This is a genomic window from Roseofilum sp. (assembly GCF_982964205.1).
Genome location: NZ_CEZBFX010000036.1, coordinates 1 through 16,045, shown reverse-complemented (window position 1 = coordinate 16,045; position 16,045 = coordinate 1). Strand labels below are relative to the sequence as shown.

The window sequence follows — 16,045 nt, the reverse complement described above, 5'->3', positions numbered from 1 at the left end:
AGGTCAATTAATCCTATAATTTTCGATAAAGTGAGTGGCTGATTCAGGGTTTAGAGGTTTTGCAAACAAAAATCCTTGGCCACATTCGCACCCTATGTCTTTTACGATTTTGAGTTGTTCTTCGGTTTCGATGCCTTCGGCAACCAGATCCATACCAAGATGGTGAGCTAAAGAAATGATGGTTTGAATAATTGCCAAACCTTCTGCACTATCCAGACGAGAAATAAAGCATCGATCAATTTTTAGCGTGTTTACAGGAAAAGAATGGAGACGACTTAAGGAGGAGTATCCTATGCCGAAATCATCAATACAAATTTTAATGCCTTGATGATGAATTTCTTGTAAAATTCTTGTGGGCATTCCTTCATTTTCTAAAAAGGCGCTTTCGGTGACTTCTAGTTTGAGTTGATGGGGTAAAATCTCATGTTGACGACAGATGGTAATAATGGTGGTGAGAAGATGGAAGTTTTGCAATTGCAAAGGAGAGAGATTGACATTAATGACCAAATGTTGGGTCTGTGGAAATTGTTGGTGCCACTGTTGGAGTTGTTGACAGGCTAAAGTAAGCGCAATAAATCCTAATTCTTCAATACATCCTGTTTCTTCAGCTAAGTCAATAAAGTATCCGGGGGAAATGAGTCCCCGTTGAGGATGTTGCCAGCGAATTAAGGCTTCAAAACCGACGAGTTGATGAGTGTCGAGAGCAATAATCGGTTGATAATATAACTCAAATTGATGGTTTTGGATGGCCAGCGGTAATTCAGCTTCGAGTTGAATGCGTTCTAAGGCGCGAGATTGGAGATGGGGATTGAGGATGCAATAACCGGTTTTCCCAGCTCGTTTGGCTTCTGACATGACAATATCTGCATCACGCAGAATGTCGGTCATTTGTCGATAGCCAAGGATGGATGGAATAATTCCTATGCGAGCATGGAGGGAAATGGAATAGTGACCGATGGTAATGGGCAATTGCAAATGTTCTAAGATCCGGTTAGCGATCGCCTCTATATCAGTATTTCTGCATATACATAGTATCAATAAAAACTTGTCACCCCCTAAACGCGCCACCTGTCCTTGTCCTTGCCAACATCCGAGCAATCGCTCTGCCACCTCTTTCAACACTTGATCTCCAATGCGATGTCCCAAATGATCGTTGACTCGCTTAAAATGACCTAAATCTAGGAAAAAAATTCCATAGTTAATCTGAGAATGACTGGAAACATCATCTAACAATGTCGATAAATATTGAGTGACCCATAACCGGTTATATAATCCCGTTAGATGATCGTGAGAAGCTTCATAACTGAGTTGCTCTTCCCTCGCTTGTAATTTCTCTAAGGCTGATGAGAGCTGCTCAGTGCGCTCTAATACACGGGTTTCTAAATCTTCATTCAGATGTTTTAATTGAGTTTCAGCTAACAGTCTGGCTTGGACTTCTTTATGAAGTTGCTTATTTTTTTCTCGTAAGTTTTGAGTTAAAGAGCGCAACTTAAGATGCAATTGAATTCGACTTAAGACTTCTTCTTGATAGAAAGGTTTGGTAATGTAGTCCACAGCACCAAGTTTTAATCCCTTCACTTTATCTTCATTTTCGGATAGAGCAGTCATAAAAATAACTGGTATCTCCTGGGTGTTGGGATTCGCTTGAAGCTGACGACAGACCTCAAAACCACTTAATTCTGGCATCATCACATCCAGTAAGATTAAATCTGGATAGGTTTGATTCACCTTGTCTAAGGCATTTTTGCCATCTCTCGCCACTAATACCCTAAACCCTGATTTTTTCAGTAAGTTGAATAGCACCCTAAGATTGTTGGTATTATCATCAACAATGAGAATCAGTCCAGATTGGGTTGTCTTAATTAGGTTGACCATATCTGTGTATTGTGATCCAATCGCTTGTATACCTGACTGGTTGCTCCATCAATCTGTACATCTTCTTTGTAAACTGAAGGGATTGAGATCGCCTCTCAAGTCTAGATGATTCAGATCCCCTAGATTGACCCATACACTGATCCAGCAACTGACGAACAGATGTAAATTAGCATAGCGCTTTTGAGGTTGAAGGAAAAGACTCTTTAATTGATATACTCCACTTGACTAAAGCCGAGTAGATTCTCCAAACATTACTGCGACTGGATTTCTGATTCAACGAGTTCGCTTAAATTAAATGCCTTGCGGTATTTAAACCAGAGACTCTCTCTCCTCAGACGTTTCCTCTATTTCAGAAGCCTGTTCCCCAATGCCCTTCGGTAAAGTTAACACCTAAAATCCTTAGTTCCTCTCGTACTTGATAGTTGAAGTTTTTTCTTCTCAAGCCTTCCTGAGAAAAACTGCATAACTTCGGTTTCCAAGGTGCGTTACCTTTCAGCTACTGTTTTTTGAGGTAGTTGATTACCCTTTCTATGTCTATAATTTTAACATAAAAGCCGCTCTCGAAGGGAGTTGCTCTAAACCCAATTTCCCTGACAAGTCTATATTTTCCCCATAACTGAAAACCTAGAAAGAAGTAACTCGCCTTGATTGTAGCACTATTGTTTGTCGTTGACTTGAACGTTCTCCAGTTGGCTAGACTCTTAACACCGTTTGTGGGACCAAATGAAATTTATATTAAATTAACGTTAAACTTTTATCCAAAAACCAGCCATGACCTATTACCCATCCCTATTGAGCATTCGTCAATCCGTCAGTCTATCCCTCATCTCTGGAGGGCTATTAGCCTTTTATAGCCTAGGTTTGAGCGTTTTTTTGCCGGAACAAGCGACTCCCTTAGAGGCTCAAACTGTTCAGTTTGAACAGATAAGAGAACCCGTCCCTTTGTCCTTGGAGATCGCCGATGTTGTACAACTGGTAGTTGAAAATAACACAGAAGTCAAAAATGCCTATCTCGATCGCATTGCTCAACGTCAAGATCTGGCCGTTGCTGAAGATAAATTTAAACCCAATCTTACCCCTCGTATTTTACTCAATGCTCGTCGAGGATCGACTGGCCCCATTATTACTCAAAGTGAAGGGTTAGATATCGGTGCCTCCCTGAACACTCAGTTTCCCATCGGTACTGAAATCACCCTTGACTGGAGAACTGTTCGCCGTTTAGAGCGACAATTGGGTTCCACTACTCCGTTAGATCAAAGGGCATTAAATCATCAGGTTGAACTACAATTGAGACAGCCTTTGTTACGGCGTTCAGGAGTCGAAGTTAATCAAGCTTCGGTTGAGCAGGCACGCTTAACCAATCGAGTGCAGATTTTACAAGTTAAATCTACATTAATCGATCGAGTTACTGATTCTATTTTGCGTTACCGTACACTCTTTCAACGTCAAAAACAACTGGAAATTGCCCAATTAACTCTAGCGAACTCTCGTCGTCGTCTGGAAGTGACAGAAGCTTTAATTGAAGCAGGAAAACTCCCTCCAGTAGAACGGATTCAAGGAGCGGCAGATGTAGCGAATCAAGAATTGAGTGTTTTAAATGCTAAAAATGCCCTAGATGAAGCTCGATTAGACTTGTTGAATTTATTAGAACTCGATCAAGATTTAGCGATCGCTGCTCAAGCCCCCACACTCCAAGATCAACCTATATTAGAAGCTGAACAGTTGGTGTCCATAGCAATAGAAAATAATCCAACTTACTTACAGGCTAAATTGACTCAGAAAATTGCCAACTATACTTTGATTGAAGCCGCCGATGATCGTCGTTGGGATTTGGATTTAGAAGCAGATTATAATTTTCAACCCAGTAATTTGGTTGAGACTCGATCCGATCTAACTCTAGGGTTAACCTTGAGTAAAACCTGGGGAGATTTGCAGCCCGAACAGCGCTTTCAACAAAGCCAAGTGAATGTAACCAAAGCTGAAAATACCCTCAGTCAAATCTATTCAAGCTTGAATATTGACTTGAATAATCTGATCCGTGAGATTCAACTGACCTGGAAAGAGGTGCAGCAATCTCGATCCAGGACTCAATTGGTGGCAGAGCAATTAGCAGCGGAAGAAGAGAAGCTCAGTCTAGGTCTTGACAATACCTCGCTAACTGATATTATTAACTTTCAAAATCAATTAGCCCAAGCCCAACAAAATGAATTAGGGGTTTTAATCGAGTACCTCAATGCCTTAACTCAGTTAGATCGTAGTCTGGGAATAACTCTAGAGCAGTGGAATTTAAACCTGGAAATTGAGTAATCTCTCATAGGATTTCAGGGCAAATCTTTCCCCTCTCCCTGAATAGGAGTCATAAAGTTTCAATCTAAGTCTGTGCGATTGTCAATCCCAGGGAGAAGTGATAGGATAAACACACAGACAAGAATCTAGACTTTACCCTATTCTCAATTATGGAACTGTCTAGTTCCACCCGTCATGTCCACTGAAGTGCAAGTTAATAAAAATTAATTATCAGATGCCGTCGAAAAGTTCTGAAGTGTAAGCCTAATTTAGGAAAAGAGGGATTTCAGAATGGAGAGATGGGAGAGGGAGAACCAGCGATGAATCGTCTATTCAATCAGATTATAAGCCTGAAATTTAAAGCCAGTTATTTGATCGTTAACGATCGTTTCTTAATAACGGGTGCTGATGACAATATTGGTGATATTCTTCCTCAAATGACCCTAGCGCTCGGTGTCGATGTGAGAGATATTTTCCCGTTTTTAAGCTCTGTTCATTTAGAAGAATTGATCGAGAATGAATCGGTAGAGAGAGAAGGTCATTTAGAAGGAGTTGACCTAAAGGTGACACTGAGGGCTAATTGGGAAGAAGAACGCCCAAAGTCTCAATACTTAGTGTTGATTGAAGATAGGACTCAATTCTACAAGGAGCAGGAGGAACAGCAGAAACAAGCCGAAGGCGATCGCCTCTTGCGAGGGATGATGGAGATTATTCGCCAATCTGTCGGCTTAGAAGAAATTCTGCAATCGACGGTCGATCGAGTGCAAACCCTATTGGCCATAGACCGAGCCTTCATCTACTATTTTAATCCAGATTGGAGCGGTACAGTCATTGTTGAAGCACTCCATTCTAGCTGTCATTCTATCCTGGATCAGCCCATTGAACAGTGTTATACTAAAGATCAAGTCACCTTCTATCAACAAGGAAAATTCAGCCAAATTGACAATCTAGAAACGGCTGAACTCCGAGATAAAGACCGCAAATACCTCAGTCAACTTCAGGTGCGATCGCAATTAGTCTTTCCCATTCAACTGGGAATCCCCTTAACTATTCCGATCCAAAATACCCCCTTTCAATCCGATCAGTCCAGTTTACCCATCACCTCCCATCACTATAACCTGTGCGATACCTATCTCTGGGGACTCCTGATCGTCCATCAATGCCATCAGCCTCGAAACTGGCAACCCTGGGAAACCAAACTGCTCATGTCTTTGAGCAGCCAACTGAGCATCGCCATTCAACAGTCCCAGCTCTACGAACAACTCAAAGAAGCCAATCAAGAACTCAAACAACTGGCTGCTTCCGATAGCCTCACCCAACTCTTCAACCGTCGCCGTTTCGACCAAGTACTACAAAAAGAATGGCGAAGACTCGCCAGGGAGCGATCGCCACTCGGACTAATTTTTTGTGATATTGACTACTTCAGACTCTACAATAAAGCCTACGGTTACCTCAGTGGTGACTTTTGTTTGCAACTTCTGGCCGATGCTGTGCGCCAAGCTCTCAAACGCCCCGCTGACTTGGTCGCTCGGTATGGACCGGAAGAATTTGCTATCCTTCTCCCCCATACAGACCTATCAGGAAGTTTTCATGTCGCCCATATGATTCAAAACAACGTCATCAACCTAGACCTAGAACACAAAACCTCTCCCGTTGCTTCCACCGTTACCCTTAGTATCGGAGTTGCCGCTTTAGTTCCCCATGTTGATACCCAACCCCAATTTCTACTCGAACTCACTCGTTATGTTCTTGACCAAGCCAAACGCAACGGTCATAACCAAATTGTGGTCGCCAATTCCTCCGTCCTGCTCGACTTTTAACCAGAACAGGTAAACTAGAAAAAGATTGACTTAACTTCTCAAAATCCCCCTATGCTCAAGCGCTCTTCCGTAGACAGCCAAGAATTAATTTGTCGTGCTGAGGAACTCATTAATGCCGCATCCAACCGCTATCGCATTACCGTACAAGTAGCCCATCGCGCCCAACGTCGCCGCTACGAAGAATTTGATAGCCTTGACGATCCAAAAATGAAACCCGTCATTCGAGCGGTGATTGAAATGTCTGACGAGTTAACCCAACCCGAAATCATTGGTGAATGAAACAAAGGCGTTTTTTTCTCATTGGTTTAGGTTCACTAGGGCTGATGGGTTTATCCTTCATGCCCTTAGAGTCAATTTCTCCACCCGTGGCTCTTGCCCAGTCTCGCATTCGACCCAGGGATCTGTGGCGTTTAGTGTATGAACAACTCCCAGACTTTCCTCTAGAAAATAATTACGTTAGCCAACTTAATGGAGAAGCCAAGCCTGATAATACCTTAGTTGAGAGATTGATTCGTTATCATCTCTATGTCAAAGGTCGCACGCCCCAATATCGCCTAGATTGGAAATTAACCCTAGCTGATTATTTGGGCACTAATGAGGTGATGTACGAAGTACTTTATCCCAGTGCAGATTTACTCAGAGATAATCCATTAGAGGGAGATCGCCAAGCAATCCAAAATTTGACGAGATCGCAACGAAACGCTTTAATTGATGTCCTAGTTGGCATTTATAATCCCCAAAACAACCGTGATTAAACAAGGCTCTCAATGGCGAGTCGGCTGGAAACCGGAAGAGATCGAGTATCCCGCTTTGCTTGGTGGTGCAGATTGGGCGATCGAACTAAGGGCTACAGAACTGCAAGAATTCCAGCGCCTCCTACAACAATTGATCCATAGCCTAGAGCAAATCGCCCCCGAACTCATGGAAGAAGAAAAAATCACCTGTGAGGCCGAAGGGAACTTTTTGTGGGTGGAAGTAGAAGGATATTCCCACAGCTTTAGCCTCCATTTTATCCTCAATACGGGTCGTCGAGCCGAAGGAACCTGGCCGGCTGCGGTGACTCCAGAAGTCATTCAAGCTTTAAATACGCTAGAGGGGTTTTAATTTTCAAAATCCTGTGTTACGATAAAGATCTGTGACCGGGGCGTAGCGCAGCTTGGTAGCGCACCACTTTGGGGTAGTGGGGGTCGTGGGTTCAAATCCCGCCGCTCCGATTGGTTTTAATCAACTTACCGTAATTCTTGCGCCACTCGTGCGCCAAGAAGGAGATTAAGATCCTTGGTTTTGGGCGAAAAAGTATCGGAGCAAAACTCTAATATTCGCGCCACTGATGCGCCAGATTACATTAGATCTGTGAGGAGAGCCAGGCAAGCCAGATCATTAATATCCCCCACAACCCTCCACCAATCCACTGGAGAACATCTAATTTCGCGATCGCCTTTGTCCGAGTGTTTAATAAATCGCCTTGTCTTGTCTCAAGACTTTTGACTCGCTCTGAAAGGGCAAAGCATAGCGTTTTGATCTCTTCTTTGTTGATATTATCTATGTCGATTAAATCTTTGAATTTTTTATCGGTTTGATTGTCCAGAGTTTTGTATCTCTCCAATTCGACTACCGCCATCGCAACATTAGATATCATCTGCTCATTCAGCCGAACAATCATATCAAACATTCCCCGATCCATTACCTGCTCCTTTTCTTCTCCATGAAGTCTTCTTTTTATCTTTGCCAGTAGCAACTGCGATTCTTGTAATCGCCTTTTTAAAAGTTCTAGAGTATAGTTTTCCGGAGTTGACTCAATCTTCGCATAGCGCAAAACTCCTAATGTAATTCGTGCGCTCATCCTATCCTCCTTGGTTACTTGGCTTACTCTAGCTGTTTAAAGACTGATTGGTATATCGTTATAAGCCTCGGTCAAAAATTTCTCTATTTGCTCGTCTAGTTGTTGGTTGGGCAGCTTAAAATATAGGGGGAAACTGCGGCTAATCCGACTCGATTTTCTGTCATCGGCTGCTCTAACTCTTCCTCTTTTCGTGTAGCCACTTCGGAGAATTGTTAGCTTCCAGGGATAGATTCGGATCTCATCTGGAAAATTTCGATTGGCTTGATTGTGATTTAGTGTAGGCTTGGATCGAACCTCACTATTCCTGACGATTTTTGCCTCACTGAGCGTTGAAAGACCCTCCACTATCTTCTGGGCAGAGTTATAGGAATTACTGCAAAAAAAAGTTTTCGTATTATCGTCGTACCGCACCCACCATTTATAGCTTCCAGTTAAAACCCCTTCCTTTCCCCCAGCAAGGTCTTGCACCATTTTCCATGTCCAACCTCTGGGTTTTAGCTGCGGAATTGTCATTTGGCGGCGAACAAAGGAAGTACTTCTATGGCGATAGGGCGGTCCCGTTCGGTTACCCCAGTGGATAATCGCACTGATTGTATGTGGATTTTTAGAGACGTAACTCATCACGCCCCCTTCTACCATTTCTCCCACGTCGTAACCAGAAACTATCTGATGCTGCGCCAGAATTGAGCTGACTTCTTGGCGGACAGTTGCTTCGGTTGCATACACCCGAATCACCTGATCTTCCTCCCGATTGGGTTGAATATCGGCCACCACCGGTTGCCCCCAAATCTGATTTCTAATCATCGAATTTTGCAGGGCCATCTGGGAATCAATAGAGCTGGCGACCACCAGGAAAGCCTCCTGACAACTATCCCACAGCTCTTCTCCGAACTCTTCCACAAATTCTTTTACGGCTGGGTTGGGAATTTTTTCAATCTGCCCCTGTTGCCATGAAGCAAAGCTAAATGGTTTGGTATCCTCTTCCCCCCAGGCTTTCAGCCTTTCTGCCCCCACCAATTTTTGCGCCAATTTACTATTTTTAATAGTCCTTCTTAAATTGGAATAGGCAAAATAGAACGCCTGTTCATTGGCTAAATCAAAAATTTGGGCGGCTGTCGATTTCCAGATATTCAAGATTTCATCATAAGCTTCTTCGTTCACTTCTTCTCTAATTGCGCTGGCCATTGCTGGATCTATTTTCATCACGGCAGATTGCCCGATTTGACCACAGAGAATCCAGCCAAAGGTTTGCCCCATAGCTCCCCCCATAACAGCCGCTCCTTGGATGATTGCCTGCCTTCGATCTTCTGCGATTTCTTTATCGCTGATATTCCAGTCGAAATTCCAGATGAAATTCACGCCTGAGAGCAGAGTCTGTACAACGCTAGAAACCCCAAAATGTTTGAATACCCTACCAATTAGTCCTCGGATTAATCCTCCGATTCCTCTCTGGAGGTAATCTCGTGCGATAGACCGAGCGAGTCCCCAAACCCTGGTCATCTGTTCTTTAGCGTGATTTTTTGCTTGTTTAATCAACCTTCCCAGAAGAGACTTGGTATAAGAGCCACCAAGCCTTCCCCCTGCGCTTGCTGGCCCGCTTGTTGGAATTCCTCCACTAAAGTTCATAATTTAGGTGAAAATTTTTAGAACGACTTGATAAGTAGGCTCCTCTATTTTTCTGTTTGGAGAAGGCCAGCCTTTGTAACATTTAATTTTGCCAGCTTGGGCGGAAGCTAATACACTATCGGGAATTTCTGGCCAGGAAATAGCTTCTTGATCCGGGTGGGGACGGATGCCGATCGCCGACCCATAAATCCATTCGCCAGAAGTAGTCAGAATCCCTCGCTTAACGTGCAACAAGGATTTACAATTCCTCCATTCATTGGGAATTGAGAACATGAATTGAATAACCACGACCCCATTACTTAGCAATGATGGATTGACCGGAGTGGAGAATTCTCCTCCCCATAGGGGCGGATCAAGGTATGCGATAGTTTGTAGCAAAAGGAGTATGTAAAATGAGGGCTTGTAGCCCCCATTTTAGCGAAAAGGATATTAGATATCCTGCTCGATCGCAGACGGCGCTCGTCTCTCTGGAATCGGGACAGCCGCTGCAAGGCTGGCTCCTTCGACTCCCTTAGCGGCCTCTGTATTGGTGATGGGCCACGCACCACTGTCAAATCCCTGGATCTTCCCTTCTTCTGCTATCCGGAAAGGGTGAGATGCTCCTCCTCCCAGAACAATTTCTAAGGGAAAATTTTTCTTGATGATACAACCGAGAAATTGCAAAACCATGGAATTATCAAAGAACAAGGGAAAAACGCAACTTTTTCTCCGGTAATCCTTGAATGCTTCTTCTTCTTGAGTAGTCTTGTTCCAGCGCTTTGTCTCATAGATCTCTGGAAGGATTAGGGTTACCTGGCGGGTCGCCTTTCGTCCTTTTGGTTTCGCTCCTTTGGATAGCCGCTTGTGCTTTCCGACTGGGCGTTCAGGCCCGGTTGGAACTACCTTGGGGTCTAATTGATAAGTTTTGAGTGCTTTCGAGTCACGGACTTCACTCAGGACGGCTGCAGTCAGCTTGGTGGGATTGGACTGAATCACCGTACCCACCTCGTAAGTTGTTACGTTGAAATATTCCGCCAGTTTTTTTTCTATTCGGAAGACAAAGTTGCCCCCTTCTGGCTTCGCAGAAGCATCTTCCCTTCCTCGGTCAATCGTCCGAAACCACGTACCAAAAATTAAGTCTCTCTGTACCATACTTTATATCCCTAGACTGCGGTCATACTGGTGTCGTCAGGGGTGTAAGTGGTTACCCCGGCAACGGCATCAAATGATTCCGAGACGGGAATACTTCCCTGGAAGTTGAGTGCGTTCCCTTGGGCAGAGTGTTGTGCTGAAATGGCCGCGCCATTCGACAACTCTACCGTTCCGGCGGAAACGCCTACAGCGGCAGCTTGCACGGCGTTGTATACATCTTGAGCTAATCCCATAAGGAAATCTCCTCTCTGTTGTCTGTTGTCTGTTTTAACCTTAGCAACTGAAACCCCCTGTGGGTCAGGGGTTCGCAGTTTTTTAACAACAAACTCGTGTGTGCAACTGATATATCAGTTGCACAGATTGACTTAGAACTTTAAAGAACTGAAAGGTTCTGGGTCAAGCAAAGGGCGACACCGCGATCGCAGCTCTCGAGGTACGAGCTACGCGATCGCCTCTTATCCAACTGCTTGCTCTTTAATTCTAACGCTTCAATATTTCCATCAAGTCCGCACCAATTTCCTGGGTCTTGGTCTTTTGCTTCAGCCGTTTGACTCTACGGCGGATCAGATCGAACTTCTGCTGATGCCAAACGAGAAGTCCCCACATCAAGGTAAATTGATGCTCTGTCTCTTGCAGGGCACTATCGATTGCTTCTGAGTCTCCGGAGCTAATGGCACAAGCTAATCCCATCAATGTCTTCCGAATCTTCTTGGGCAATATCGGGTTGCGTTCAATCATTCGGTTCATCTTCTACGCTCGTAATGCTTTTCTCCAAAATAGCGCTTAATCTCATTGCTCTGGAGCAGGACAAATAACGCTCGTTGGGGATAACAGGGAAGACTGGGATGTGATTAGAGCGCAAGAACGGTTTTTACCTCCGATGTCTTCTTGAAATTCTTTGAACTTGGCGGGGGGCCGATCGCATATACTTCTGTGGCTTGAAAATATTAAATTTTGGAGTAACCACTGAGCTTTCGCTTTTAATCCACTTGGACTTCTTAAATTCAAAGAACCGCTTAATATTACTCTCCCACAGCAAAGCCACAGGAAACAGTAACTCAATGGGGAGGGTGACTAACCTAGCCATCATCCAGCTCTCGACCAAGACCAATTCCTCGTTGAAGGATACGGCTAGGAATGCGATGCCGGAGGAGGAAAGGAAGTTTGCTGCGGCCGCAAACTCGGTAACAACAATCGTCCACCTCGCAGCCGGATGACCCTTGAGTAAGAACCAGAAAACCAAGGGGTGGAAGACGAAATTAAAGGCTTTGATGTTGAGAATTTCGCCTTCAATCTCTCCAGATTTCACCAAAATCACAACGCTGGCAATTTCCAAAAGGTAGTAAATGACGATCAGAGAGACGAGGATAACTTTTGCTTTTTGCAGAGTTGGCATGAGCCAAACTTTTTTCGTCGTTTTCATGGTGAAAACCTCAAGTCTATGGTAAATCATCCCCAATCCCATTGGTTCCGCTCCTGGGTCTAATATTGGGTTGCGTAATACTGAATCGGTAGGAGATGCGATCGCATCATCCCACCATTTGTCACCCCCTGCAACCTCCAATGTTATGGGGTCTCGTTTCTGCCGAGTGGGAAGTACCCCAATACAAATTTTACCTTGCTTACTGAGCTTACTGAACTGATCCAATTGATCCGAACTGATCCAGCCCTCCGGATCAGTTAAAACGCCTCCTGAAAAAACGGCTCAAACTAAGATATTGCAAGGGGTACACTAAGCGCAGCGCGAGGGCAAAATTTTAAAGATCCAATTGATCCGGCAAAATGGGATGATTTTCCCAAAGAGGAAAATTTAAAAAATTGCGGATCAATTGGATCTTTAAAAGAAAACACCCCTAAAACTCAAACCCCACAAGGCTTACAAAATGATCCAAAATCCCGGATCAATTGCGGATCAGTTCGGATCAATTCGGATCAAATCGCCCTTGCTGCGAAAAAATTAGAGCTTGTTGACAGTAATAGTTACGTTTCTTTACAGAAAGTTTGAGAGGAAAAGAGGTAAAAGAGGGGGTATTGAGGTTAGGAGGTTGGGATAGAATTATCGTTTTACACATAAAGACTACGAACTATTGCCCTTGTTCCACCATTCGCCACCCCCTGCAAACCCGTATGTTGAAGGTTTTGTGAATTTGATTAGCCTTTTTTAAGCTGCTTCTTGAATGCGCGCAATTCTCTCTTGTACTCGAAATAGCGCTTAATCGCCTTGCTCTGTAGCAGGTAAATGGGGGTAATCAAGTAGATTAACGCCGCGACGGTATCCGAGAGGCTGGGTAAATAATGATCCATCTCACCTCTGAGCGGTTCGGGAGTGAAAGGGAGAACGGCAAAGTAAAGAACGGCTGCGACCCCCCGCAGCGCAACCGCAAACAATACCAGCCAAGTATAAATCCAGTAAGCCCACTTGCGTCCCTGGAACAGAGGAAAAAGTGTAATCATGTTGAATGCTACGGCAATCGCCACCCAAAGGATCGCCACTATCACCATCGCTACTAATCCCATCGGCTCTGCGCCCGGCTCTGGCTCAAACATCTCGCTGGCTCCCCAGAACGCCTCCAATACAATTTCCGCAGTAATCAGAAGAACGTATCGCAACACGAATAGCCAAATGAGGACGGTTTTGGATTCTCGCGCTGCTGGGTCTAGAGTTGGCTTTTTCATGGTATTAGTTGAAACATGGGCGATCGCATCATCCCACCATTTGCCACCCCCTGCAAACCCGTATGTCAAGAACCTTGTTAATCGGGAGCCTCCTCCACATCAACTTCACCTTTCAAGAATGAGATCAAGAAATTTGGATCTATGCGACACACCTTACAAATCCTATCTATTTGTTCAACGGTAAACTTGGGGACTGTCTGCTCAGTTGTCCATCTTCTGTATGTTTCTTTACTAAGTCCTGCTGCTTTTAAGAAATCCTTCCGATTTAGCTCAGTCCGGGCTTTTCGCAAAATTTCCAAGGGGTGTATTAGCTCCCATTCATCAAAATAAATTGACATATTGATTATAACGACCCATAATGGGTCTTGTCATCTCTGGTAGTTGCACAAACCCCAGCACACTGTTGGAGCAGCGCAAGGGGTGAGACCCCCCAATGGGGGGGAGCGATTATATAGCAAACAGAGGAAATGCCTATAGCAAAGCAAATCCATTGATGGGCAAAGTTTCCATCAAAACCTCCTTAGTTAAGTTGTTCGTTCCGATCACTTGCTTTGTGGGATGGGAGCGACCCCATCCCTTCCTCTCGAAGGAACCGCAATGAACGGGAGAGAGGAGAAACAAAAAAGCCCCCCAAATCGTAGGAACCACTATGAATGGGAGACGAGGGGAGCCGCACATAAAACAAATCACCCAAATTATGGCATTTAATTTTCTGGAAATAAAGAGGCTCGGAGCTATGTATAGAGCGATCGAGAGCGCCTTAACCCGGTTCCCTAATGAGAGTTTGAGGGGGACTCAGGCGATCGTCGGGCGGCAGATTCTAGCCGAGTCTCAAGTTGAGGCGATTCAAGGGTTTAAAACCTCTGTTTTCTGCAACATCCGCAATTTCCCCCAGCCCAAATACTCCATTGGCCAGTATGTCCAGTTCTGGGATGCAATTTACAAGTCCTTCAAGCACCGCAAATATCAAGGCCTCATTATTGGCCTTACATACCATCACCAGACAGACCCAACCCCTGGCTGGTGGTACGAAATTGATGCTGGCGAGAGTGGGATTAGGGCAGGGTTTGAGGAGAGCGAATACATCCATGAAGACCACATAGAGAAAAATCTCCCTACCTGGAAATGTCCAGAGACCCCAGATCTAGATGAAGAGTCCCAGATGCTTTTAGAGAGCTTCTTGGATCATTTCGAGAAAAGCCACGGCCCCCTCTTCCCGCCCACCAAAGATCAGGAGGTGGATTAGTGCCCCAGCACAAAACCGAGCGGGCGATCGAGTTGCTGAGGCGACGGCTCAGAGAGTCCCACCGCCACCCCATTGAGAGATATTGGACAGCCTTTGTTCGCCCCGAAATTCGCAAACGCAAACGTTACCCAAGGAGGTGAAGTATGACCCAGCACATTCAACTGGCCCCTGAACAAATCAAGCAGTACAACCTTCTGTTCTCCTACGATCGCCAGGCAGCAAAAAGGTACATCAGATCGATCATCAACTACAGGAGAGGTGATCGATTCGCCCCGGATGATTACCCTTGCCGCAAAAACAGCCCCTCTTCTGAGCAGATCGGGGAGGCGATCGAACTTCGCCGTGAAGGACACAGTTACAGGAGAATCAGCAATTTAACCGGGATTCCCCAAACGACCCTGAGACGAATTTGCAAGAAATACGGCTTAAACAGAGAGATAATCAACGACATCAACCGAGGCAAAATTTATACCCTTCACGCCCTAGGATTGAAGAATATTGAGATTGCAGAATATTTAGGCATTTCCACCAAAACCGTCTGGATTTACTTCAAAAAACTAGGGCTTAAATCCAACTCCCATATCTCCGATGAGCAGAAGAGCCAAGCCCAACATCTGAGGAAATCCGGCTTCACATTCAAACAAATAGCCGAAGAGATTGGCGTTCATTACACCACCGTCCCCCACCTCTTGTAAAAGGATCACCATTGATTAAAACCAACCTTACCCCCATTCCCCCCAATTCAGGAAGGGAACATCCCTTGAATGTCTTGGGGAGGCGCAGGCTTATGAAGTTAACACCATAAGTAAGGCTTGTTTAAACAGGATTTGTGGAGTCAATATACGAGGACGCATCCTGGAAGCGATTGGCGAAGACCTCTATGAGGCACAAGAGACTTCTTCTGAGGGGGATACCAACTATAAAGAACAGGAGGACTAATCAATGAAGGAGTCCCTGGAATCCCTCCTTCCCCACTACCGCAGCCAATACTTAAGAATTGCCAAATACTCCCCCGAATCTGCCCGCCGATACTATCAATTAGCCCTGAAATGGCAGAAGGGAATCTTTCCCCAGCGAAAGAAAAAGAGGTTTTATAAAACCCTAACCCCAGAAGAAAAACAACTCTGTATTGAAGCGAGAAAAAGCGGGAAATCTTACCACGCTATCAATAACAACTTAGGAATTGGCCGGCGAATGGTACAGCGAATTATGAAGGAGTACGGATTATGAACGAAGAATTAAAGCCAAAACTTTCAGCCCTCACGTGGGAACGATTGGACAAACTTGGTTACCACAATGTTCGGCACATGGAGACCCAGGACGACCTGGTTAACTGGTTTCTGGACAAGCTAGAAATCCGGGCAGCAGAATCTACCCCATCCCAAGCCTTCCTGGATAGCCTCACTATCCAAACCGGCAAAGCGGTGGAAACAAGTAGTGAATCCTGGGAGTGTATCTGCAATCGGTTGGCAAAACACATCTGTGAGAACGATGAGGCTTAACTATGCTGAACGAAAGCAACTCACTAAACAGCTATGAGGT

19 protein-coding genes and 1 tRNA gene are annotated in these 16,045 nt (G+C 44.8%); 11 read left to right on the top strand and 9 right to left on the bottom strand.

What is annotated here, in order from left to right:
• Positions 1-3 precede the first annotated feature (3 nt).
• Entirely contained in the window at positions 4-1,875 is a 1,872-nt protein-coding gene (locus tag AC3A14_RS11250) for a two-component system response regulator (RefSeq protein WP_318732682.1), read from the bottom strand.
• Positions 1,876-2,646: 771 nt separating this feature from the next.
• Between AC3A14_RS11250 and AC3A14_RS11245 the strand changes: the two genes are divergently transcribed.
• The 6 genes from AC3A14_RS11245 (at position 2,647) to AC3A14_RS11220 (ending at position 7,195) form a co-directional block, all read left to right on the top strand.
• The gene (locus AC3A14_RS11245; protein ID WP_318732683.1) at positions 2,647-4,182 is read left to right on the top strand and encodes a TolC family protein; all 1,536 of its coding nucleotides are present in this window, start codon (positions 2,647-2,649) and stop codon (positions 4,180-4,182) included.
• A gap of 299 nt (positions 4,183-4,481) precedes the next feature.
• The gene (locus tag AC3A14_RS11240) at positions 4,482-5,981 is read left to right on the top strand and encodes a sensor domain-containing diguanylate cyclase (protein ID WP_318736182.1); all 1,500 of its coding nucleotides are present in this window, start codon (positions 4,482-4,484) and stop codon (positions 5,979-5,981) included.
• 51 nt (positions 5,982-6,032) lie between these two features.
• Complete coding sequence (locus AC3A14_RS11235) at positions 6,033-6,260, top strand: DNA-directed RNA polymerase subunit omega (RefSeq protein WP_271944325.1); 228 nt, start codon at positions 6,033-6,035, stop codon at positions 6,258-6,260.
• Entirely contained in the window at positions 6,257-6,736 is a 480-nt protein-coding gene (locus AC3A14_RS11230; protein ID WP_318732685.1) for a hypothetical protein, read from the top strand. Before AC3A14_RS11235 ends, AC3A14_RS11230 begins: the two co-directional genes overlap by 4 nt.
• A complete protein-coding gene (locus tag AC3A14_RS11225; protein ID WP_318732686.1) occupies positions 6,729-7,085 on the top strand; it encodes a DUF1818 family protein in 357 nt (118 codons plus the stop codon). The genes AC3A14_RS11230 and AC3A14_RS11225 overlap by 8 nt, the downstream gene beginning before the upstream one ends.
• Positions 7,086-7,121: 36 nt before the next feature.
• Positions 7,122-7,195, top strand: a tRNA-Pro gene (locus AC3A14_RS11220).
• 131 nt (positions 7,196-7,326) lie between these two features.
• Here AC3A14_RS11220 and AC3A14_RS11215 read toward each other — a convergent pair.
• The 8 genes from AC3A14_RS11215 to AC3A14_RS11180 all read right to left on the bottom strand — a co-directional run bounded on the left by AC3A14_RS11215 (position 7,327) and on the right by AC3A14_RS11180 (position 13,326).
• Positions 7,327-7,797, bottom strand: coding sequence for a hypothetical protein (locus tag AC3A14_RS11215; RefSeq protein WP_318732687.1), 471 nt, complete (start codon positions 7,795-7,797; stop codon positions 7,327-7,329).
• 63 nt (positions 7,798-7,860) lie between these two features.
• A complete protein-coding gene (locus tag AC3A14_RS11210) occupies positions 7,861-9,324 on the bottom strand; it encodes a hypothetical protein (RefSeq protein WP_318732688.1) in 1,464 nt (487 codons plus the stop codon).
• Between the two features lie 129 nt (positions 9,325-9,453).
• Positions 9,454-9,684, bottom strand: coding sequence for a hypothetical protein (locus tag AC3A14_RS11205; protein ID WP_318732689.1), 231 nt, complete (start codon positions 9,682-9,684; stop codon positions 9,454-9,456).
• Positions 9,685-9,879: 195 nt separating this feature from the next.
• Positions 9,880-10,581 (bottom strand): hypothetical protein, encoded by a 702-nt coding sequence (locus AC3A14_RS11200; RefSeq protein WP_318732690.1) that lies wholly within the window; start codon positions 10,579-10,581, stop codon positions 9,880-9,882.
• 11 nt (positions 10,582-10,592) lie between these two features.
• A complete protein-coding gene (locus tag AC3A14_RS11195; RefSeq protein WP_318732691.1) occupies positions 10,593-10,814 on the bottom strand; it encodes a hypothetical protein in 222 nt (73 codons plus the stop codon).
• Positions 10,815-11,061: 247 nt separating this feature from the next.
• On the bottom strand, positions 11,062-11,328 hold the full coding sequence (locus AC3A14_RS11190; RefSeq protein WP_318732692.1) for a hypothetical protein: 267 nt from the start codon (positions 11,326-11,328) through the stop codon (positions 11,062-11,064).
• A 124-nt stretch (positions 11,329-11,452) separates the two neighbouring features.
• Entirely contained in the window at positions 11,453-12,229 is a 777-nt protein-coding gene (locus tag AC3A14_RS11185) for a hypothetical protein (protein ID WP_318732693.1), read from the bottom strand.
• Between the two features lie 503 nt (positions 12,230-12,732).
• A complete protein-coding gene (locus tag AC3A14_RS11180) occupies positions 12,733-13,326 on the bottom strand; it encodes a hypothetical protein (RefSeq protein WP_318732694.1) in 594 nt (197 codons plus the stop codon).
• A gap of 667 nt (positions 13,327-13,993) precedes the next feature.
• On the opposite strand from AC3A14_RS11180, the gene AC3A14_RS11175 reads away from it, so the two are divergent.
• From AC3A14_RS11175 to AC3A14_RS11155, 5 genes are all read left to right on the top strand, one after another.
• Positions 13,994-14,503, top strand: coding sequence for a hypothetical protein (locus tag AC3A14_RS11175; protein ID WP_487779001.1), 510 nt, complete (start codon positions 13,994-13,996; stop codon positions 14,501-14,503).
• Entirely contained in the window at positions 14,503-14,643 is a 141-nt protein-coding gene (locus AC3A14_RS11170; protein WP_318736018.1) for a hypothetical protein, read from the top strand. The genes AC3A14_RS11175 and AC3A14_RS11170 overlap by 1 nt, the downstream gene beginning before the upstream one ends.
• A 3-nt stretch (positions 14,644-14,646) precedes the next feature.
• A complete protein-coding gene (locus tag AC3A14_RS11165) occupies positions 14,647-15,198 on the top strand; it encodes a hypothetical protein (protein ID WP_318736020.1) in 552 nt (183 codons plus the stop codon).
• Positions 15,199-15,445: 247 nt separating this feature from the next.
• Positions 15,446-15,733 carry a hypothetical protein gene (locus AC3A14_RS11160; RefSeq protein ID WP_318736030.1) on the top strand — a complete coding sequence of 96 codons (288 nt, stop codon included), beginning with the start codon at positions 15,446-15,448 and terminating at the stop codon, positions 15,731-15,733.
• Entirely contained in the window at positions 15,730-16,005 is a 276-nt protein-coding gene (locus AC3A14_RS11155) for a hypothetical protein (protein ID WP_487779000.1), read from the top strand. The genes AC3A14_RS11160 and AC3A14_RS11155 overlap by 4 nt, the downstream gene beginning before the upstream one ends.
• The last annotated feature ends 40 nt before the right edge of the window (positions 16,006-16,045 follow it).

Excerpts from the sequence above, each read along its gene's own strand:
- AC3A14_RS11230 (WP_318732685.1), top strand. The coding sequence starts at position 6,257 with ATGAAACAAAGGCGTTTTTTTCTCATTGGTTTAGGTTCACTAGGGCTG.
- AC3A14_RS11240 (WP_318736182.1), top strand. The coding sequence starts at position 4,482 with ATGAATCGTCTATTCAATCAGATTATAAGCCTGAAATTTAAAGCCAGT.
- AC3A14_RS11165 (WP_318736020.1), top strand. The coding sequence starts at position 14,647 with ATGACCCAGCACATTCAACTGGCCCCTGAACAAATCAAGCAGTACAAC.
- AC3A14_RS11210 (WP_318732688.1), bottom strand. The coding sequence starts at position 9,324 with ATGACCAGGGTTTGGGGACTCGCTCGGTCTATCGCACGAGATTACCTC.
- AC3A14_RS11250 (WP_318732682.1), bottom strand. The coding sequence starts at position 1,875 with ATGGTCAACCTAATTAAGACAACCCAATCTGGACTGATTCTCATTGTT.
- AC3A14_RS11245 (WP_318732683.1), top strand. The coding sequence starts at position 2,647 with ATGACCTATTACCCATCCCTATTGAGCATTCGTCAATCCGTCAGTCTA.
- AC3A14_RS11155 (WP_487779000.1), top strand. The coding sequence starts at position 15,730 with ATGAACGAAGAATTAAAGCCAAAACTTTCAGCCCTCACGTGGGAACGA.
- AC3A14_RS11195 (WP_318732691.1), bottom strand. The coding sequence starts at position 10,814 with ATGGGATTAGCTCAAGATGTATACAACGCCGTGCAAGCTGCCGCTGTA.
- AC3A14_RS11160 (WP_318736030.1), top strand. The coding sequence starts at position 15,446 with ATGAAGGAGTCCCTGGAATCCCTCCTTCCCCACTACCGCAGCCAATAC.
- AC3A14_RS11235 (WP_271944325.1), top strand. The coding sequence starts at position 6,033 with ATGCTCAAGCGCTCTTCCGTAGACAGCCAAGAATTAATTTGTCGTGCT.
- AC3A14_RS11200 (WP_318732690.1), bottom strand. The coding sequence starts at position 10,581 with ATGGTACAGAGAGACTTAATTTTTGGTACGTGGTTTCGGACGATTGAC.
- AC3A14_RS11190 (WP_318732692.1), bottom strand. The coding sequence starts at position 11,328 with ATGAACCGAATGATTGAACGCAACCCGATATTGCCCAAGAAGATTCGG.
- AC3A14_RS11175 (WP_487779001.1), top strand. The coding sequence starts at position 13,994 with ATGTATAGAGCGATCGAGAGCGCCTTAACCCGGTTCCCTAATGAGAGT.